General features: G+C 69.4%; 18 protein-coding genes. 4 read left to right on the forward strand and 14 right to left on the reverse strand.

Annotated elements, in window-relative coordinates:
* Window positions 1-111 precede the first annotated feature (111 nt).
* Window positions 112-357, forward strand: coding sequence for a hypothetical protein (locus FVA80_RS12120; protein ID WP_147910068.1), 246 nt, complete (start codon window positions 112-114; stop codon window positions 355-357).
* 56 nt (window positions 358-413) lie between these two features.
* Here the strand turns inward: FVA80_RS12120 and FVA80_RS12125 are convergent, their stop codons facing one another.
* The 11 genes from FVA80_RS12125 to murB all read right to left on the reverse strand — a co-directional run bounded on the left by FVA80_RS12125 (window position 414) and on the right by murB (window position 11765).
* Window positions 414-614, reverse strand: a complete 201-nt coding sequence (locus tag FVA80_RS12125) for a hypothetical protein (RefSeq protein ID WP_147910067.1) — start codon at window positions 612-614, stop codon at window positions 414-416.
* Between the two features lie 118 nt (window positions 615-732).
* Window positions 733-2406 (reverse strand): DNA repair protein RecN, encoded by a 1674-nt coding sequence (recN, locus tag FVA80_RS12130; protein ID WP_147910066.1) that lies wholly within the window; start codon window positions 2404-2406, stop codon window positions 733-735.
* Between the two features lie 201 nt (window positions 2407-2607).
* Window positions 2608-3489 (reverse strand): outer membrane protein assembly factor BamD, encoded by an 882-nt coding sequence (locus FVA80_RS12135; protein ID WP_147910065.1) that lies wholly within the window; start codon window positions 3487-3489, stop codon window positions 2608-2610.
* Between the two features lie 192 nt (window positions 3490-3681).
* Window positions 3682-4629, reverse strand: coding sequence for a UDP-3-O-acyl-N-acetylglucosamine deacetylase (gene lpxC / locus FVA80_RS12140; RefSeq protein WP_147854463.1), 948 nt, complete (start codon window positions 4627-4629; stop codon window positions 3682-3684).
* A gap of 439 nt (window positions 4630-5068) precedes the next feature.
* Window positions 5069-6862, reverse strand: coding sequence for a cell division protein FtsZ (gene ftsZ, locus FVA80_RS12145; RefSeq protein WP_147957834.1), 1794 nt, complete (start codon window positions 6860-6862; stop codon window positions 5069-5071).
* Between the two features lie 92 nt (window positions 6863-6954).
* Complete coding sequence (ftsA, locus tag FVA80_RS12150; RefSeq protein ID WP_147897292.1) at window positions 6955-8277, reverse strand: cell division protein FtsA; 1323 nt, start codon at window positions 8275-8277, stop codon at window positions 6955-6957.
* 52 nt (window positions 8278-8329) lie between these two features.
* On the reverse strand, window positions 8330-9286 hold the full coding sequence (locus FVA80_RS12155) for a cell division protein FtsQ/DivIB (protein ID WP_147907432.1): 957 nt from the start codon (window positions 9284-9286) through the stop codon (window positions 8330-8332).
* Window positions 9253-10176, reverse strand: a complete 924-nt coding sequence (locus FVA80_RS12160) for a D-alanine--D-alanine ligase (protein ID WP_147907433.1) — start codon at window positions 10174-10176, stop codon at window positions 9253-9255. Before FVA80_RS12160 ends, FVA80_RS12155 begins: the two co-directional genes overlap by 34 nt.
* 35 nt (window positions 10177-10211) lie before the next feature.
* Window positions 10212-10568: a type II toxin-antitoxin system PemK/MazF family toxin gene (locus FVA80_RS12165; RefSeq protein WP_147907434.1), complete on the reverse strand. Its 357-nt coding sequence runs from the start codon at window positions 10566-10568 to the stop codon at window positions 10212-10214.
* The gene (locus FVA80_RS12170) at window positions 10555-10788 is read right to left on the reverse strand and encodes an AbrB family transcriptional regulator (protein WP_147907435.1); all 234 of its coding nucleotides are present in this window, start codon (window positions 10786-10788) and stop codon (window positions 10555-10557) included. Before FVA80_RS12170 ends, FVA80_RS12165 begins: the two co-directional genes overlap by 14 nt.
* Window positions 10789-10817: 29 nt before the next feature.
* Entirely contained in the window at window positions 10818-11765 is a 948-nt protein-coding gene (murB, locus tag FVA80_RS12175; protein ID WP_147907436.1) for a UDP-N-acetylmuramate dehydrogenase, read from the reverse strand.
* A gap of 50 nt (window positions 11766-11815) precedes the next feature.
* Between murB and FVA80_RS12180 the strand changes: the two genes are divergently transcribed.
* Window positions 11816-12085, forward strand: a complete 270-nt coding sequence (locus FVA80_RS12180; RefSeq protein ID WP_147907437.1) for a type II toxin-antitoxin system RelE/ParE family toxin — start codon at window positions 11816-11818, stop codon at window positions 12083-12085.
* Window position 12086: 1 nt separating this feature from the next.
* Complete coding sequence (locus FVA80_RS12185) at window positions 12087-12479, forward strand: transcriptional regulator (protein ID WP_246692382.1); 393 nt, start codon at window positions 12087-12089, stop codon at window positions 12477-12479.
* 16 nt (window positions 12480-12495) lie between these two features.
* Here the strand turns inward: FVA80_RS12185 and murC are convergent, their stop codons facing one another.
* The 3 genes from murC to FVA80_RS12200 all read right to left on the reverse strand — a co-directional run bounded on the left by murC (window position 12496) and on the right by FVA80_RS12200 (window position 16306).
* On the reverse strand, window positions 12496-13902 hold the full coding sequence (gene murC, locus FVA80_RS12190; protein WP_147854203.1) for a UDP-N-acetylmuramate--L-alanine ligase: 1407 nt from the start codon (window positions 13900-13902) through the stop codon (window positions 12496-12498).
* A gap of 131 nt (window positions 13903-14033) precedes the next feature.
* Window positions 14034-15143: an undecaprenyldiphospho-muramoylpentapeptide beta-N-acetylglucosaminyltransferase gene (gene murG, locus FVA80_RS12195; protein WP_147907438.1), complete on the reverse strand. Its 1110-nt coding sequence runs from the start codon at window positions 15141-15143 to the stop codon at window positions 14034-14036.
* A complete protein-coding gene (locus FVA80_RS12200; RefSeq protein ID WP_147907439.1) occupies window positions 15140-16306 on the reverse strand; it encodes a putative peptidoglycan glycosyltransferase FtsW in 1167 nt (388 codons plus the stop codon). The genes murG and FVA80_RS12200 overlap by 4 nt, the downstream gene beginning before the upstream one ends.
* 283 nt (window positions 16307-16589) lie before the next feature.
* Between FVA80_RS12200 and FVA80_RS12205 the strand changes: the two genes are divergently transcribed.
* Window positions 16590-18065, forward strand: coding sequence for a PAS domain-containing methyl-accepting chemotaxis protein (locus tag FVA80_RS12205; protein WP_147907440.1), 1476 nt, complete (start codon window positions 16590-16592; stop codon window positions 18063-18065).
* Window positions 18066-18119: the final 54 nt, after the last annotated feature.

An 18119-nucleotide genomic window follows, 5' to 3' on the forward strand; every position in this document is an offset into this window, starting at 1 on the left:
GCATGACATCGCGCCGCAGAGACGAAGGCACGGTTTGGCGCGCTGGCGCGTTCAAGCCCGGTGGCGGCATCTCGGCGGTGCTGCCCGTGAGACCAGGAAGGCAGTCGGATCGTGGATGATCAGGGGACCGACGCACAGGAAGGTCCCGATGCGGCATGGCTTGCCCTGCACGCCGACCGCGAGGCCGTAGAGCGCGCGCTGACCCTGGCTCAGGCCCGTCAGCGCTACGGCACCGACGCCGAGGCGATCGCTCAGGCGCGCCACGAGGAGGTCGAACTTCTGGTGGATCTCGACAGGATTCTGACGCAGATCCGGGCGGCGGAGTACCGTCGGCGGCCCGGCTCGCGGCGCTGGTAGCGCCGGGCGAAAGCAATCTTGGTTCGGGCTAATACGGGTCCGGTCGGGGCGCGGCTTCAGCCGACCCGGCGCAGCTCCCGCTCCTTCTGACGCAAGCGCAGGAGCAGTTCCACGTGCGTGTCGGTGATCGGCTGCGTGTCGACGCTGCCTTCATAGACCGTGCGGAGCGTCAGCCCGAGCTGGTGCGTGTCGATCGCCTGCTTGAGGGCCCGACCCGAATGCCCGCGCCCCTCGGACGCGACGATGGACGGCTTCATGTTTTCCTCCCGCCCTTCAACCGCGTGCTCCTGAACCACGGTCCCGGGATGGGATCAGTCTCGCCAGGAATGGTTAACAAAACGTTACGCGCAACTAACGGTTAAGGTTGTTGCGCGTTCATGCATCCGCGCCTTGCAGAAGCTTGGCCGCCGCAGCACGGGCCTCGTCGGTCACCGTGGCGCCGGCCAGCATCCGCGCGATCTCCTCGCGGCGCTCCGCCACCGGTAGGCTCGCCACCCGGGTCGCGACCCGGCCGGCGCCCTTCACGGGGGCCTTGGCGATCAGGAAATGTGTGCTCGCGCGGGCCGCGACCTGGGGGGCGTGGGTCACGGCCACCACCTGGACGGTGGCGGCGAGCCGGGCGAGGCGCAGGCCGATCGCGTCGGCCACCGCGCCCCCGACCCCGGTGTCGATCTCGTCGAAGATCAGGGTCGGGGCGGAGCCCTTGTCGGCGAGCACGACTTTCAGGGCGAGCATGAAACGCGACAACTCGCCGCCGGAGGCGACCTTCATCATCGGGCCGGGTTTCGTGCCGGGGTTGGTCTGCGCCCAGAACTCGACCCGGTCGATGCCGGCGGGATCGCGCGCCTCCGGGTCGGTGACGATCTCGGTGATGAACCGGGCGCGTTCCAGCTTCAGCGGCGGCAACTCGGCCTTCACGGCCGCATCCAAGTGCTTGGCCGCCTTGCGGCGCCCGGCACTGAGCTTCTCGGCCGCCTCCGCGTATTGCGATTCGGCCTTCGCCCTTGCTTGCTCCAGGCCCTCCAGGGCCGCCTCACCGGCATCGAGGCTCGCAACCTCGCCGGCGTAGCGCTCCGCCAGGGCGGCGAGGTCGTCGGCTGGAACGTCGTATTTCCGAGAGGCGGCACGCAGCGCAAAGAGCCGCTCCTCCGCTCGCTCCAGGTCGCGCGGGTCGAACTCGGTTTCCGTGACAGCGGCGTCCAGGACCGCGCGTGCCTCGTCGAGGGCGACCATGGCGGCGTCTAGGGCGTTGACGCAGGGATCGATCAGGGCCGGGAGCTGTCCGGCCCGGCGCTCCAGCTTGCGCAGGGCGGCCGATATGTGCGGCACGCCGGAATGCGGTCCGCCGACGGCGTCGAGCGCCTCGTTCAGCTCGCGGGCGACCTTCTCCGATTGCTGCATGACGCTGCGGCGTTCGGCGAGCTGGGCCTCCTCGCCGTGCTGGGGCGCCAACGTGGCGAGTTCCTCCACGGCGTGGCGCAGGAAGTCGGCCTCCTTGCGGGCCGCCTCGATGCGAGCCCGGTGCTCGGCAAGTTCCGAGCGCGCCGTGCGCACGGCCTTGGCGGCCGTCGCAACCTTGCCAAGCTGGGATTGGAGGCCCCCGAAGGCATCGAGGATCGCCCGGTGGGAGGCCGGGTCGGCCAGCGCGCGGTCGTCGTGCTGGCCGTGGATTTCCACGAGCGCAGCGCCGATCGCCCGTAGAACCTGCACGCCCACCGGCTGGTCGTTGACGAAGGCACGGGTACGGCCGTCGGCCATCTGGGTCCGGCGCAGGATCAGGTCGCCCTCGGTGTCGATCTCGGCCTCGGCCGCGATCCGGCGGGCCGGATGATCAAGGGGGAGATCGAACACCGCGGTGACGCCGCCCTGCGGCTCCCCATGGCGCACGAGTCGACCTTCGCCGCGGCCGCCGAGGGCCAGGGCGAAGGCATCGAGCAGGATCGATTTGCCCGCACCCGTCTCCCCGGTCAGGACGCTGAGGCCTGTCCGGAAATTCAGTTCGAGCCTGTCGATCAGAACGATGTCGCGGATCGCGAGCTGCGCCAGCATGCGGCGGCGGGGATTCCTGAGGGCGGGACCGCAGACATAAGGCCGCCGCGGCGCGGATTCACCCCAAAAATGCGTCGCGCCCCAATTGCGATGCCGCGGGGCCGCGCCGACGAGAAAGGCCCGGAGCGGCGGCTCCGGGCCCTGGGGCGTCTTGAGGCAAGCCGAAGCCCGCCGGCGGCAGGCCGAAGCCTGCCGGATCGGTCACTCGGCCGAGGCGGTCTTGCCCGTCACGGTCCGGTAGATCTTGGACAGGAACGAGGTCTTCTCCTCGCGGGGCTCGAGGCCGCCCTTGGCCAGGAGCGCGTGCGCATCCTTGTACCAGGGGCTGTCCGGGAAGTTGTGCCCCAGCACCGCCGCGGAGTTCTGCGCCTCCTGGGTAATCCCGAGCGCCCAGTACGCCTCGGTCAGGCGCTCCAGCGCCTCTTCCGCATGGCGGGTGGTCTGGTACTTGGCAACGACGTCGCGGAACCGGTTGATCGCGGCCGGGAAGTTGCGCCGCTCCAGGTAATAACGGCCGACCTCCATCTCCTTGCCGGCGAGCTGGTCGCGGGTGATCTGGATCTTCGAGCGCGCATCGGTCGAGTACTCGGACGTCGGGTACTTCTGGACCAGCTCCTGCAGGGCGACCAGCGCCTTCTCGGAGCGGTCCTGGTCGCGGGTCACGTCCGGGATCTGCTTGTAGTTCGACATCGCCATCAGATACTGCGCGTAGGCAGCATCCTTACTGGCCGGGTGGCGCTGCAGGTACCGCTTCGCCGCGCTGATCGCGTCGTCGTACTTCTGGCCCTCGTAATTGGCGTAGGCCGTCATGAGCAGCGCCTTCCGGGACCACTCGGAATACTGGTACTGCTTGTCGAGACTGTCGAATTTCTTGACCGCGCCCTCGTAGTCGCTGTCCTCCAGCTTGGCCAAGCCTTCGCTGTAGAGCTTGTCCGCGGGGACATCCGGCACGACTTCGGGCTTGTACTTTTCGGCGAAGAGGTTGGTCGGGTCGAAGTCGCAGCCGCCGAGGCCCAGGCCGAGAACGGCCACGAAGGGCGCCATGAAGGCAGCCGCCCGGCGATGACGAATGGTGACAGGCATCTGGCGCTCTTTCCCGGGACCGGCGCACTTCCCGCGCCGTCGTGCCATCGCGTGAATGGATCCGGCCCGACCGGGCCGTGCCCGTCGTTCACGGACCGTTAAACCCTGACGCTTGATTCGGGCACGAAAGCGGCAAGGCCGCGGCAGACCGTATCGGTTGCCAGCTGTGTCCCGCAGGTCACAGACTTGGGGTCAGAGATCGCCCGCGAAGGCGGCGATGCCGAGGCCGACGCCGAGTTCCGACAGGACGGCTTCGCGGCGCGAGCCCTGCGCCTCGATGATGGCGTAGTTGGACCGGTCGGCGAAGAGGGCAGAGAGCACCCCGACATTCATCCGGTGGCCGCCGCAATAGGAACGGTAGGCCCCCTGGATCGGCAGGCCGGCCAGCGCGAGGTCGCCGACCGCATCGAGGATCTTGTGGCGGACGAACTCGTCCGGAAAGCGCAGACCCTCGGGATTGACAACCGCCGTCTCGCCGACCGCGACGGTGTTCTCCAGCGACGCGCCCAGCGCGAACCCGGCCTTCCAGTAGCGCTCCACATCCTTCATCATCCCGAAGGTGCGGGCGCCGGCGATCTCCCGGCGGTAGGTGGCGGGAGACAGGTCCATCGCCTTGCGCGAGCGGCCGATCACCGGGCTGTCGAAATCGATCTCCACATCGAGGCGGAAGCCCCGGTCGATCGGGCGCAGCTCGGCGAAGGCACGGCCGGTCTCGATGCGGACGTGGCGCAGGATCTTCAGCCAGCGGCGCGGGGTGCCGCAGGAGGCGATCCCAGCCGTGTCGATGGCCTGTACGAATTGGAGGGCTGAACCGTCTAGGATCGGCATCTCCGGCCCGTCGATCTCTACCAGGGCGTTGTCGACACCCAGTCCGTAGAGGGCCGACATCAGATGCTCGATGGTGGCGACGGCACCGGTCTCGACGTCACCGATGACGGTGCAGAGTTCGGTGGCGGAGACCAGGGCGTGATGGGCCTTGATCAGGCGGTCGTTGCCGTGGGTGGTGCTGGTCCGAAGAAACGCGATGCCGTGATTGGCCGGAGCTGGGCGGATGGTGATCTCGGCCGGGTTCCCGGAATGGACCCCGACTCCCGAGAGCGTTACCGGCCCCTTCAGGGTCGTCTGTTTATGCGTTCGCATTCATTAGCCCCCGGCCGCGATCAGGTCCGCCATCCCGACCAGGGATGGTGAGGAAACTGTCCGATCCGTCCGCTGCTTGAAGCCCCTACCCGCGCTATCAGGTTGTGTCCCGGAGCGCGTCTCATTGGTCTGGAAGTGTCTATAGCTGCACCGCACAGGGCAGCCAAATCACGGATTCTTACGCTCTGTTACAGACACGCTTGCTGTTGGGAGCGGTTAAAAAGCTGATGGCACAAAGGCTTAAAGCTTGGTTAATGCGTGGCTAACCGGTGGCCGTTCTGTGGCGTGTATGCATCACGCACCTGGGGATAGCGACTCAATCGTTAACCCCGCGGAGACCCCAGTCCTTGTTCTTCGCAACCAAGGGTTGCTTCGCTGCAGCGCGAAGGGCCAGCGGTTTCCCGCCGGCCCCTCTTTCGTCATCGCGCGCCTCGCGCGTTCAGTTCGCCTGACGGCGGAGGAAGGCCGGGATCTCGAGCTGATCGTCGTCCATCATCCGGGACTGGGGCGCAACGCGTCCCTGGGCATCGAGGCCGCCCTGGGCCGGCCGGTATTGCGGCGCCGCCGGAAGCGGAGCGCGCGGGGCCGCCGGCACGTGGGGCTGGTTCAGCTGGGGCTGGTTCAGCTGGGGCTGCGCCAGCTGGGGCTGGGCCATATGCTGCTGACCCTGGTGGGGCTGCGGCGCCACCGGGCCGGCGGCCCGGGGAGCAGGCACGCCGTCCATGTCTTCGCGCCGTCCGCCGAAGCCGACGGTGGCGAGGCGGCGCAGCAGCGAGGTCCGCTTGGATTCCGGTGCGGCTTCCTCGGCGGCCCGGTTCGCCAGGATCTGGTTCTGGGCGATCGGCGGCAGCTCGTGGATCTGCGGCATGCGCGGGCGCGGGCGAGCGGCGCGGCCGCGGGGGCGGCCGGACGCGGCGGGACGAACGGGCCGGCCTGGAACTGCGGAGCCGGCTCGGCCTGCTGCTGGGCGGGGGCGGGACGAACGGCGCGGCGGCCCGCGGCTGGGACGGGGGGCGAGGACGACCTCGTCGCGGGCGACCGGAGCGGGAGCCTCGAAGCGGGTCTCGGCGCGCATCTCGGGAGCCGGCTGCGGGGCGGCCGGCGCCTGATGCTGTACGGGGGCCTGGGCGATCGAGTCCGTGCGGATGCTCGGAATCGGCGAGGTCGCGCGGGCACGGGCCTCGGCCCGCAGGCGCTCGGCGACTTCGGCGATACGCTGCTCGGTCTCGGCGATCGCCGGGTTGTTCGGCGAGTTGGCCGAGATCAGCAGCGGCTCGATGCCGGTGGCGACGACAGACACCCGAATAATGCCGTCGAGGCTCTCGTCGAAGGTGGCGCCCAGGATGATGTTGGCGTCCTGATCGACCTCCTCGCGGATGCGGGTGGCGGCCTCGTCGAGCTCGTACAGGGTCAGGTCGGAGCCGCCGGTGATCGAGATCAGCAGGCCGCGGGCGCCCTTCATGGAGACGTCGTCGAGGAGCGGGTTGGCGATAGCTGCCTCGGCGGCGCGGTTGGCGCGCTTCTCGCCCGACGCCTCGCCGGTGCCCATCATGGCCTTGCCCATGCCGCGCATGATCGCCCGGACGTCGGCGAAGTCGAGGTTGATCAGGCCTTCCTTGACCATCAGGTCGGTGATGCAGGCGACGCCCGAGTAGAGCACCTGGTCGGCCATCGCGAAGGCGTCGGCGAAGGTGGTCTTCTCGTTGGCGACCCGGAACAGGTTCTGGTTCGGGATCACGATCAGGGTGTCGACCGCGGCCTGCAACTCCTGGATGCCGCTCTCCGCGGTGCGCATGCGGCGCACCCCCTCGAACTGGAACGGCTTGGTGACAACGCCGACCGTGAGGATGCCCATGTCGCGGGCAGTCCGCGCGATGACCGGCGCGGCGCCGGTTCCGGTGCCGCCGCCCATGCCGGCGGTGATGAAGCACATGTGGGCGCCCGAGAGCTGGTCCCGGATCTCGTCGATCACCTCGTCGGCGGCGGCCGAGCCGACCTCCGGGTGTGAGCCGGCGCCGAGGCCCTGGGTCACGCCCAGGCCCATCTGGATCACCCGCTCCGCCTTCGAGGAGGTGAGCGCCTGCGCGTCGGTGTTGGCGACCACGAACTCGCAGCCGAGCAGCCCCGACTCGATCATGTTGTTGACTGCGTTGCCGCCTGCGCCGCCGACACCGAAGACGGTGATGCGGGGCTTGAGTTCCCGGATGTCCGGCGCCTGGAGGGTAATGGCCATGGTGTCGAGCCTCTCGCTTACTCTGCTTTCCGTGCGGCGCTGCGGCGCCGATATTTTTTCGATCCCCCGCCCGTGAAGGCGGCGGTGAAACTCTAGAAGCTCTCTCGGAGCCAGCGCCCGACCCGGCTGATGTACCGGTCCGATCCCGTGGCCGCGAAGGCGCCGTGCCCCCGCGGCTCGAAGTGCTCGGCGTGCGCCACCTGCGGGTAGACCAGCAGGCCGACGGCGGCCGAGAAGGCCGGTCCCTTGGCCGCCTCGGGCAGGCCGCGGATCCCCAGCGGCCGGCCGATGCGGACCTGACCCTGGAGGACGCGCCGGGCGACCTCCGGCAGGCCGACGAGCTGGCTGGCGCCCCCCGTCAGCACCACCCGGCGTCCGGCCTGGGCCGCAAAGCCGGCATCCCGCAGGCGGTCGCGGACCAGTTCGACCACCTCCTCGACCCGCGGCTTGATGATCCGCACCAGCTGCGAGCGCGGGATGTGGGCCGGGGCCTCGCCCTCGTCCTCGCCGACCCCGTGCACGGCGATCATGTCGCGATCGTCGGACGGGGTGGAGAGGGCCGAGCCGTAGAGGGTCTTCAGCCGCTCGGCCGCGGCCATGCGGGTGGAGAGCCCCCGGGCGATATCCATGGTGACGTGGTGCCCGCCGACCGCCACCGCGTCCACGTGGACGAGGTGGCCGCCCGAGAACACTCCGACGCTGGTCGTGCCGCCGCCCATGTCGACGACGCACACGCCCATCTCCGCCTCGTCGTCCACCAGGGCCGAGAGCCCGGCGGCGTAGGGCGTCGCGATCACCGCCTCGACCCCGAGATGGCAATGCTCGACCGCCAGCATGACGTTGCGGGCGGCGGCGAGCTCGCTCGTCACGACATGCAGGTCGACCCCGAGGGCCTCCCCGATCATGCCCGACGGATCGATCACTGCGCCCTGCCCGTCCAGTGCGTAGCCGGTGGGCAGCGCATGAAGCACGGCCCGGCCGGGGCTGACGCCGTGGGCGCTCGCCGTCTCCAGCACCCGCTCGACATCGCTGCCGGTGACGGTGCCGGAGCGGGTGTTCACCCGGGCCTGGAAATGCTGCGAGGCGAGCCGGCCGCCCGACATGTTGACGATGACCGACTGGACCTCGACTTTGGCCATCCGCTCGGCGGCGTGGACCGCCTGGCGGATCGCACCCTCGGCGGCGGCGAGATCGACGATCGCCCCACCCTTCAGCCCCAGCGAGCGCTGGTGGCCGATGCCGATGATGCGGGCGAGGTGCGTCCGGCCGCGCAGGGTCGAGAGCGCCTCGGCCGGCTGCAGCTCGGCGATGAGGCAGACGACCTTGCTGGTGCCGATATCGAGCACCGACAGGGTGGTCGAGCGCCGGGCGGAGAGCGGCTTCAGGCGCGGCGTGAGGCCGTGTTGGCTGTGCATTGACACTACCGGACGCAGAAGGCGGGACGGGCGGGGATCGCGGTTGAGGGCATCAGCTGGCTGCGCCCTTCTTCTTCGCCTTCTGGGCTTCCGCACGGGCGGCGGCGGCCTCCTCGGTCAGGCGCACCACCAGGCGGTCGGGCATGCGCAGATCCACCGCGATGATGTCCTTTTCGAGCAGGCCGGCCTCGCGCTCGAACCGGACGAGGCGGGCGAGCGCCGCGGCCGGATCGATCTCGGGCAGGCGCACGTCCACGCCGTCGAGCTTGAGAGTCCAGCGCCGGCCCGAGACGTAGGTCCCGGCCTTGATCCGCTCGGAGAGCGGACCGGCGGCGGCGATGAGGGCGAGATATTCGGGCAGCTTGTTGTTGGCGTCGTCGCCGACCACGAGCGGCAGGCTGGCGTAGCGGTCGTCCCGCATCGCGTCGATCACGGTCCCGTCGGCGGCGATCACGTTGATCTCGCCGTTCTTCTGCCAGAGGGCAGCGGGCTCGCGCTCGACCTGGGTGATCGCGATCTCGTTCGGATAGATCTTGCGGACCGAAGCCTGGGCGATCAGCGGCACGGCGAGCAGCTTCTCGCGCACCGCCACGACGTCCAGGAACGGGACCGAGGAGCGCCAGTCGATGCCGGCCGCCGATAGCACCTCGCGCTCGTACATCCGGGAGATGCCCGAGATGGTCACGCGCTCGACGCCGAAGCCGAGGACCCGTGCGGCGATGTCCAGGGGGCGGCCCTGCTCGGCAACGAAGGACTCGTAGCGCCCGCTCGCCACGAAGCCGGCGAAGGCCACGGCAGCGAGGGACACGGAGACGCCCACGGTACCGACGCCGCGGGGCAAGCGCTCACTCAGGAGCTGGCCCTTGCGGGACCGGCGCACCGAGAGAGAGCGGTTGGGAGCGCGTCCGGTGAGCCGGTCCAACGCGGCGCCGACGAGGCGCGCGGGAAGGCTTCGACCGGCCGCGTCACCGCCGCTCAGCGATTCAGAGAAGCGTCCTCCACCATCCATCGGACGAGCTCACCGAAACCAAGACCCGCATGGGCCGCCATCTCCGGCACAAGGCTCGTCTGGGTCATGCCGGGTTGCGTGTTGACCTCCAGCACGACGAGCAAACCGGTTCCACCCGGTGTGTCGTCGTAGCGAAGGTCGGCACGGCTGACGCCCCGGCAGCCCAGTGCTTGATGCGCCGTTAACGACAACTCTTGGACACGCTGGTAAACATTTGGTTTAAGTTCGGCCGGCAGCACGTGCACCGAGCCCCCCGGAGCGTACTTCGCGTCGTAGTCGTACCAGTCCCCCGTGGCGGCCTTCACCTCGATCACCCCGAGTGCCTTGTCGCCCATCACCCCGCAGGTGAGTTCGCGACCCGCTATGTAAGGTTCTGCAAGGACTTGCTCGCCGAAGGTCCAGTCCTCGGAGGCGAGGATCTGAGGCGGGTGCGACCGGCCGTCGCGGACGATGATGACCCCCACGGACGAGCCCTCCGCGATCGGCTTGACCACGTAGGGCGGCGGCAGGGGGTGGCTTTTCGCGGCCTCGAAGCGGTTAACGATCCGACCCGCCGGCACGTCCACGCCGGCGGCGTGCAGCACCGTCTTTGCCCGCTCCTTGTTCATGGCGAGCGCCGAGGCGAGCACGCCCGAATGGGTGTACGGAATCTTCAGGATCTCCAGCAGGCCCTGGATCGTGCCGTCCTCCCCGTCTGGGCCGTGCAGGGCGTTGAAGGCCACGTCCGGCCGCAACTCGGTGAGCACCGAAGCGATGTCCGGCCCGACATCGACCCGGGTGACCCGGTACCCCTCCCCTTCGAGCGCTGTGGCGCAGGCCGCGCCGGAGCTGAGCGAGACCTCGCGCTCGGCGGAGGTGCCGCCCAGGAGGACGGCGACGTGCTTGGACATGGTGGGCTCCGGGGAAGTCTGGGTCGAGGATCGAGTCACGCTGGGCCGACCCAGTCATGGATCGCGGCAAAGACCGCCTTCGCGGTGACCGGTGGCAGAGCGCCGATGCCGCGAAGGACGCGGCCGGGTTCGATGCAGGCGATCTTGAAGAGGCGGACCGTGGAGGCGACGCCGAGCCCGGCCGCACCGAGATCCGCGATCGGGATGTCGCCGGCCATGCCGGCGTTTCGGGCGCTCGTGATCATCGCGATCCAAACATAACCGGCCCGCGCCACCGCGGCTCCAGAGACGACGACGGCGGGGTGCCGCTTCTCGGCCAGCCGGTCCGAAGAGGGTAACGGGACAACCACGACCGAGCCGGCGGGGAAATCCAAGGCGTTAGCGGTCGGCATAATCTTCGTCGTCGATGGCGCCGCCCCATTGTGTGAACGCCACGAACGGATCCTCGCCCGCCGGGGGAGCCTTGTCGATCTGGATACCCTCCGGCGTGATCCGGTAGCGCACGCGATCACCGGGTCCGAGGGCGAGGCGCTCGCGCACCTCTGCGGGCAGCACGGTCTGACTCGTCACCGACATCTTCGAGTAGGCGGTGCGGGCGCTCGTGTCCGGCATCGCATCGGTTCCTCGCCGCGACTTACAGCTTACTGGCTTACCGGCTCAGAGGCCACGCCGATCCGCCGGATCTCCCAGCGCAGAGCGACACCGCTGGTCTCCCGCACCCGACGCCGGACCTCCTCGCCCAGCCCCTCGATATCGGCAGCGGTGGCGCCACCGGTGTTGATCAGGAAGTTGCAATGCATCGGCGAGACCTGGGCACCGCCCCGCGTCAGGCCGCGGCAGCCGGCGGCATCGACGAGTTGCCAGGCCTTCATCGTCGGATCCTTGCCGCCCTCCGGATTGGCGAAGGTCGAGCCGCCGGTGCGCTCGCGGATCGGTTGCGCGGCCTCGCGGGCCGCGGTGACCCGCTCCATCTCGGCCTCGATCGCGGTGCGGTCCCCGGGTGTTCCGCGCAACAACGCACGAGTAAAAACGACGTCCTCGGGCGCGTCGGAATGCCGGTAGGAAAAACCCATCTCGGCGTGGCTGAAGCGGCGTAGCGCTCCGCTCCTGTCGACGCCGTGCGCCTCGACCAGGACGTCCGTGGTCTCGCCGCCATGGGCACCCGCATTCATCCGCAGGGCGCCCCCGATCGAGCCCGGAATGCCCCGGTAGAACGCGAGCCCGTCGAGCCCGGCCTCGGCCGCCGCCTTCGCGAGGCGCATGTCCGGAACGGCGGTACCGACCTGCAGGGCGTCGCCGTCGATCGCGATCCCGCCGAACGCCTTGCCGCCGAGCCGGATGACCACGCCCGGCACCCCGCCGTCGCGGACGATCAGGTTGGAGCCGAGGCCGATCACCGTGACCGGCACGTCGGGCTCCAGGGCTGCGAGGAGGTGCGCGAGATCCTCCTCGTCCGCCGGGGTGAACAGCACCTCCGCCGGGCCACCGACGCGGAACCAGGTGAGGTCGGCCAGCGGCTGGTCGGCCAGCAGGCGCCCGCGCAGGGCCGGCGCGGCGGCGCGGATTCGATCGTGGAGCGATGCGGTCATGCTAAGCTTTGGACCGGATCAACCGGCTCGCTTGAGGGAATCGGGGCGGGATGGCGAACGATACCGGCAGAAGCCTGAGCTTCACCCGTGCGGCCGCCCGTAGCCTCAATCGGATGCCGAAGCCGACCGAAGACCTGACCCGGCAGAAGCTTCAACTCTATGCGCAGGATCCCGACAGCCTCGCCACCAACGTGGAGGCACTGAAAGGCGCAGGAGAGCGGTACCGATTGCGAGTCGGGGATTGGCGTGCGGTCTTCACGACCGAGGCGGATCGGATCATTGTCCACGCCGTCGGCCCGCGCGGCTCGATCGAGGGCTAGGATGCTGCCCGTGACCATCGTCAGAACCCGGACGCCCTCCGGAGAAGCCATCGTGATCCTGCCGGAGGCGAGACTCGAGCGGTTGCGCGAGCTGGCGGAAGACACCCTCGACGCACGCGTCATCGACGAGTCGCAGCGGCGCCTGGACGGCGGCGAGAACGAGCTTCTGGACGAGGCCGATCTCGAAGCCCTGCGCGCGGCACCGTGTCCCCTGGCGTTCTGGCGTGCCCGGCGGGGCATGACGATTGCGGTGCTGTCGCGCGACGGGTCGGTGCCCGAGGTGAAACTCATCGATCTCGAAACTGGCGCGGGCACGGCCGATCCTGCCGTCTACGAACGGCTGGCACGGGCGCTCGACATCGATGTCGAAGACCTCATGCCGGACTCAGCCTGATCGACGCCCATCCCGCTCACTTCCCCCGCGCGGCGAGTTCGCCCGGCAGCGCGTAGGCCCATTGCGTGATGGTGCCGGCGCCGAGGCACACGACGTAGTCGGTGGGCTTGGCGAGTTCGGCCACGATGCCGGCCAGCTCCTCGGGCCGCTCCAGGGGGCGGGCGTCGCGGTGGCCGCGGGAGCGCAGGCCCGCGACGAGCGCGTCCCGGTCGGCGCCTTCGATCGGCGACTCGCCGGCCGTGTAGACCGGGGCGACGATCACGGTGTCGGCGTCGTTGAAGCAGGTGCAGAAATCGTCGAACAGCGAGGCGAGGCGGGTGTAGCGGTGCGGCTGCACCACCGCGATGACGTTGCCGTCGGTTGAGGCACGGGCCGCCTTGAGCACCGCCTTGATCTCCACCGGATGGTGCCCGTAATCGTCGAAGATCGTGGCGCCGTTCCACTCGCCGGTGCGGGTGAAGCGACGCTTGACCCCGCCGAAGCCCGCCAGCGCCCGACGGATGGCGTCGTGCGAGACGCCGAGCTCGTTGGCGACGGCGAGCGCCGCGGTGGCGTTCAGCGCGTTGTGCTTGCCCGGCATCGGCAGGACGAGATCTTCCATCTCCATGCGGAAGCCCGGACGCCGGTCTCGGATCATCACGCGGAAGCGGCTCTGGCCGCCCTTCAGATCCACATCCAGCAGGCGCACGTCGGCCTGGGGATTCTCGCCGTACGTGATGATGCGCCGGTCCTCGATATGGCCGACCATGTCCTGCACCACCGGATGGTCGGTGCACATCACCGCGAAGCCGTAGAACGGGATGTTGTCGATGAAGCGCCGGAAGGCGTCCTTCACCGCCTCGAACGAGCCGAAATGGTCGAGATGCTCAGGGTCGATGTTGGTGACGATGGCGACATCGGCGGGCAGCTTGAGGAAGGTCCCGTCGGACTCGTCGGCCTCCACCACCATCCAGTCGCCCTCGCCCATGCGGGCGTTGGTCCCGTAGGCGTTGATGATGCCGCCGTTGATCACGGTCGGGTCCAGGCTGCCGGCGTCGAGCAGAGTCGCGACCAGCGAGGTCGTGGTGGTCTTGCCGTGGGTGCCCGCGATGGCGACGCAGGACTTGAAGCGCATCAGCTCGGCCAGCATCTCGGCGCGCCGGACCACGGGCAGCCGGCGCTCGCGGGCGGCCTGCAGCTCCGGGTTGTCCCGGCGGATCGCGGTCGAGACCACCACCAGGGCGGCCGCGTCCACGTTCTCGGCCTGGTGGCCGACGAAGGTGCGGATTCCCTTCTCGGCCAGCCGGCGGACGTTGGCGTTGTCCGAGGCGTCGGAGCCCTGGACCGTGTAGCCGAGGTTGCTCATCACCTCGGCGATGCCGGACATGCCGATGCCGCCGATGCCGATGAAGTGGATGGGGCCGAGCTTGTCGGGCAGCTTCATCTGTTTCGTGCCTTCCGTAACGTCATGGTTTCAAAAGGTCTGGGACCTTTTGCGGGTGCAGGGTGGAGCCCTGCCGTCGGGCTTCGCCCCGATCCCCCGCCAGAGGGCTGAGCCCTTCGGAAACCCCATTGCTACCCACGGGTGGCCGTCTCGATGACGACCTCGGCCAACCGCTCGGCGGCATCGTGAATGCCGGCGCTTCTGGCCGCATCGGCCGCCGCGGTCAATTTTGCCGGCGTCTCGAAGCAGGCGACCAGCTCGGCCGCGAGGCGATCCGGTGTGAACGCGGTCTGCTTCAGGGCGAGCGCCGCGCCGATCGCGTCGAGGGTCGCGGCGTTGGCGGCCTGGTCCTGATCGAGGGAGCCGGGCAGCGGCACCAGGATCGAGGGCCGGCCGATCGCCGCGAGTTCCGACACGGTGGAGGCGCCCGATCGCGAGACCACGAGGTGGCTCGCCGCCATCCGGGCCGGCAGATCCTTGAAGAACGGAGCGGCCTCGAGCCCAGCGAGTCCGAGGGCGAGGTAGCGGTTCTGCACCGCGGTCAGGTCCTCTGGCCGGACCTGCTGGACGAGGTGCAGGCGGCCGCGCAGGTCGGCGGGCAGGCGCTCGATCGCCTCGGGCACGACCTCGCCCATGACCCGGGCGCCCTGGCTGCCGCCGAACACCAGGAGCCGGAGGGCATCGCGGTCGCCGAGCGGCGGGTATGGAACCTTGGCCGCCTCGATCACCGCCGGGCGGAGCGGGTTGCCGGTGTGGATGCGCCGCGCGCGCGCCTTGTCGGGCACGCCGCGGACATCCTCGAAGCCGGTGGCGATGGTCCGCGCGCCCCGCGCCAGGAAGGCGTTGGCCCGGCCCATCACGGCGTTCTGCTCGTGCAGCACCGTCGGCACCCGCAGGATCTGGCCGGCGAGGACCGGCGGTACGGTCGGGTAGCCGCCGAAGCCGACGATTGCGGCCGGGTTGATCCGCCGGATCTCCCGGGCGGCGACGCCGAAGCCGCGGCCGAGCGTCAGCACGGCACCGGCCCGCTTCAGGGGCGAGCGGCCCGAGGGCGTCGCCGAGGCGATCGTGATCACCTCCGAGGCCGGGAACTCGCCCGAGATCGCGTCGACCCGGGCGTCTGTGGCGAGCGCCACTCGGATGCCGCGGGCGCGCAGGGCGTGGGCGAGGCTCTCGGCCGGGAACAGGTGGCCGCCGGTGCCGCCCGCGCAGAGCAGGATCGTGGGTGTGAAGACCGTCATCGCATCACTCCGGCGACGGTGGCCGAGGCGGTGCCGGGTGGCTTCTGGCTGAGCAGGACGGTGCGTGGGCGTTTGCGGGTCAGCGCAACCAGAAAGCCCGTGCCGAGCGCCAGGGAGATCATCGACGAGCCGCCGAAGGAGACGAACGGCAGGGTCATGCCCTTGGCCGGCATCAGCTGGGTGTTCACCGCCATGTTGATGCAGGCCTGGAGCCCGAACAGGGTGGTCAGCCCGGTGATCGCAAGGCGCGAGAAGGTGTCGTCTGTGCGCCGGGCGAGCTTGAGGCCGCGCAGCACGATGAAAGCGAACAGGCCGACGAGGCACAGGCAGACGATCACGCCGAATTCCTCGCCCGTTACGGAGAAGATGAAGTCGGTATGTGCGTCCGGTAGGTGCCGCTTGGCCACCCCCTCCCCCGGGCCGGTGCCGAACCAGCCGCCCGAGCGGAACGATTCCCGCGACCAGAAATCCTGGAAGCCGCCGCCGGAATCGCGGTCGAGGAACTTGTTGAAGCGCTCGCGGACGTGATGGAAGAACAGGTAGGCCGCGAACACGCCGCCGAGCCCGAGCACGCCGAGCAGCGCGACCCAGATCAGGTGCAGGCCGGCGACGAAGAACAGCGCGCACCACACCATGGTGATCAGCATGGTCTGGCCGAAATCGGGCTGCAGCAGCAGCGGCACGATGGTGATCGGCAGGAGCAGCATCGCCAGGAAGCCGCCCGGCATGTCGCGGCGTTGCGCGCCCTCCGAGAAGGCCCAGGCCGCCACGACCACGAAGGCCGGCTTGACGAATTCCGACGGCTGCAGGCCGATCGGTCCGAACTGGATCCAGCGATGCGCGCCCTTGATCTCCGGGCCGAACTTGCCGGCAAGCAGGCAGAGCGCGACGCCGCAGATCCAGGTGACCAGCGCCAACCGCCGGACCCCGCGCAGGGACAGGAATGACACGGCGCAGATTAGCAGGATGGTCGGCGCAAGGTATAGCGCCTGCCGGTTGAGGAAGTAGAAGGTCGGCAGGCCGATGCGCTCGGCGACCGGTGGGCCGCCGCCCATCAGGAAGACTAGGCCGGCCACCATCAGCGCGAACAGCGCCGCGAGCAGCCCGCGGTCCACCGTCCACCACCAGTCGGTGAGGGGTGTGCGTTCCGCGCGTGAGATCATGCCGGGCAACGACTCCAGGCCGCGCGGAGGCCGGTCCGCGTCGGTCGAGTCGATCCTGTGGGGGAATGGTAAACAGAGCCTTATGGCCGGCTGAGCCTGGCGCGGCCCGGGATCCCCAGCGCGGAAGAAGTACCGTATTCGTCCGAGGTATACTGTGGACGATGTCATCGAATGTTAATTCTCGTTGTGCAACTTGGAGGTGTATCCCCACCAGGATCGGAGACCGGCGTGTTGCATGCGCCGCTTTGCCAGGCCCGATCCGCACAGCAGAAGTCGGTTCGAGATGTTCGCTGCTCTGAAGGTCCGTGAAGCGCAGGCCAAGCTGGCGGCCCTCGACCGCGTCCAGGGGCTCATCGAGTTCGATCTCGACGGCCGCATCCTGTCGGCGAACGGCAATTTCCTCGACGCGGTCGGCTACACCCTGCCGGAGGTGGTCGGGCAGCATCACAGCCTGTTCGTGGACCCGGAATATCGTGATTCGGCGGATTACCGGGCGTTCTGGGAGCGCCTGCGCGGCGGCGGGTTCGAATCCGGCCAGTTCCGTCGGGTCGGCCGCGGCGGGCGGCCGATCTGGATCCAGGCGTCCTACAACCCGATGCTCGACGCCCGTGGCCGGCCCTACAAGGTGGTGAAGTTCGCCACCGACATCACCCGGCAGCGCACCGAGGAGGCCGACCGCGCCGGTCAGATCGCCGCGATCCACAAGGTCCAGGCGGTGATCGCCTTCGACCTCGATGGCATGGTTCTCGAAGCCAACGACAACTTCCTTACCGCGATGGGCTACGGCCGCGACGAGGTGGTCGGGCAGCACCACAGCCTGTTCGTCGAGGCGGGCTACCGGGACAGCGAGGCCTACCGGGCGTTCTGGGCGGCTTTGCGCAACGGTACCTATCAGGCCGCGCAGTTCCGCCGCCTCGGCAAGGACGGTCGGGAGATCTGGATTCAGGCGTCCTACAACCCGATCCTCGACGCCGGGGGCCGACCCTACAAGGTGGTGAAGTTCGCCACCGACATCACCGATCAGGTCCGCCTGCTGGCCGACCTCCGCAGGCTGATCGACACCAATTTCGGCGCAATCGAGCACGCGGTCCTGCATTCCACGGATGCCGCCCGCCTGGCCTCCTCGGCGGCGGACTCGACCTCCGGCAATGTCCAGACCGTGGCGGCGGCGGCCGAGGAACTCGCCGCCTCCGTCGCCGAGATGTCCCAGAGCATCGTGCGCTCTCAGGGCGCCACCGATACCGCCTATACCTGCGTGCGCGAGGCGGACGGCCACACCAAGAGGCTCGCCGACAGCGCGACTGCGATGTCCAGCATCGTCGGCCTGATCCAGAGCATCGCCGGCCAGATCAACCTGCTGGCGCTCAACGCCACCATCGAGGCGGCGCGGGCCGGCGAGGCCGGCCGCGGCTTCGCGGTGGTGGCAAGCGAGGTGAAGGCGCTCGCCGACCAGGCGGCCCGCGCCACCGGGCAGATCAACAGTGAGATTGCCAGCGTCCAGCAGGTCTCGCAGGAGGTCGTCGTCGCGCTCGGCTCGATCGGGGCCTCGGTCTCGGTGATGCGCGAGACCGTGGTGTCCACCGCAGCGGCCATTGAAGAGCAGAGCGCGGTAACCCGCGACCTCGCCGAGAGCATGCAGAGTGCCGCCGGCGCGGTCACGGCGATAACCGGCAATATCGGGGCGATCGCGCAAGCCGTGGCCGACGTCTCCGAGGCGGTGGCGACCACGCGGGACGCCGCCAGGGTGCTGGCGCGCTGACCGACCCGGACCGGGTTTCCAAAGGGCTCATCCCTTCGGTGGGGCTCCGCACTC

It is taken from the genome of Methylobacterium sp. WL1, assembly GCF_008000895.1.
GTDB lineage: Bacteria > Pseudomonadota > Alphaproteobacteria > Rhizobiales > Beijerinckiaceae > Methylobacterium.

What these genes read in the sequence shown, in the direction of transcription:
- FVA80_RS12125 (WP_147910067.1), bottom strand. Translation starts at nt 614, where the DNA reads ATGAAGCCGTCCATCGTCGCGTCCGAGGGGCGCGGGCATTCGGGTCGG.
- recN (WP_147910066.1), bottom strand. Translation starts at nt 2,406, where the DNA reads ATGCTGGCGCAGCTCGCGATCCGCGACATCGTTCTGATCGACAGGCTC.
- FVA80_RS12135 (WP_147910065.1), bottom strand. Translation starts at nt 3,489, where the DNA reads ATGCCTGTCACCATTCGTCATCGCCGGGCGGCTGCCTTCATGGCGCCC.
- lpxC (WP_147854463.1), bottom strand. Translation starts at nt 4,629, where the DNA reads ATGCGAACGCATAAACAGACGACCCTGAAGGGGCCGGTAACGCTCTCG.
- ftsZ (WP_147957834.1), bottom strand. Translation starts at nt 6,862, where the DNA reads ATGGCCATTACCCTCCAGGCGCCGGACATCCGGGAACTCAAGCCCCGC.
- ftsA (WP_147897292.1), bottom strand. Translation starts at nt 8,277, where the DNA reads ATGCACAGCCAACACGGCCTCACGCCGCGCCTGAAGCCGCTCTCCGCC.
- FVA80_RS12155 (WP_147907432.1), bottom strand. Translation starts at nt 9,286, where the DNA reads ATGGATGGTGGAGGACGCTTCTCTGAATCGCTGAGCGGCGGTGACGCG.
- FVA80_RS12160 (WP_147907433.1), bottom strand. Translation starts at nt 10,176, where the DNA reads ATGTCCAAGCACGTCGCCGTCCTCCTGGGCGGCACCTCCGCCGAGCGC.
- FVA80_RS12165 (WP_147907434.1), bottom strand. Translation starts at nt 10,568, where the DNA reads ATGCCGACCGCTAACGCCTTGGATTTCCCCGCCGGCTCGGTCGTGGTT.
- FVA80_RS12170 (WP_147907435.1), bottom strand. Translation starts at nt 10,788, where the DNA reads ATGCCGGACACGAGCGCCCGCACCGCCTACTCGAAGATGTCGGTGACG.
- murB (WP_147907436.1), bottom strand. Translation starts at nt 11,765, where the DNA reads ATGACCGCATCGCTCCACGATCGAATCCGCGCCGCCGCGCCGGCCCTG.
- FVA80_RS12180 (WP_147907437.1), top strand. Translation starts at nt 11,816, where the DNA reads ATGGCGAACGATACCGGCAGAAGCCTGAGCTTCACCCGTGCGGCCGCC.
- FVA80_RS12185 (WP_246692382.1), top strand. Translation starts at nt 12,087, where the DNA reads ATGCTGCCCGTGACCATCGTCAGAACCCGGACGCCCTCCGGAGAAGCC.
- murC (WP_147854203.1), bottom strand. Translation starts at nt 13,902, where the DNA reads ATGAAGCTGCCCGACAAGCTCGGCCCCATCCACTTCATCGGCATCGGC.
- murG (WP_147907438.1), bottom strand. Translation starts at nt 15,143, where the DNA reads ATGACGGTCTTCACACCCACGATCCTGCTCTGCGCGGGCGGCACCGGC.
- FVA80_RS12200 (WP_147907439.1), bottom strand. Translation starts at nt 16,306, where the DNA reads ATGATCTCACGCGCGGAACGCACACCCCTCACCGACTGGTGGTGGACG.
- FVA80_RS12205 (WP_147907440.1), top strand. Translation starts at nt 16,590, where the DNA reads ATGTTCGCTGCTCTGAAGGTCCGTGAAGCGCAGGCCAAGCTGGCGGCC.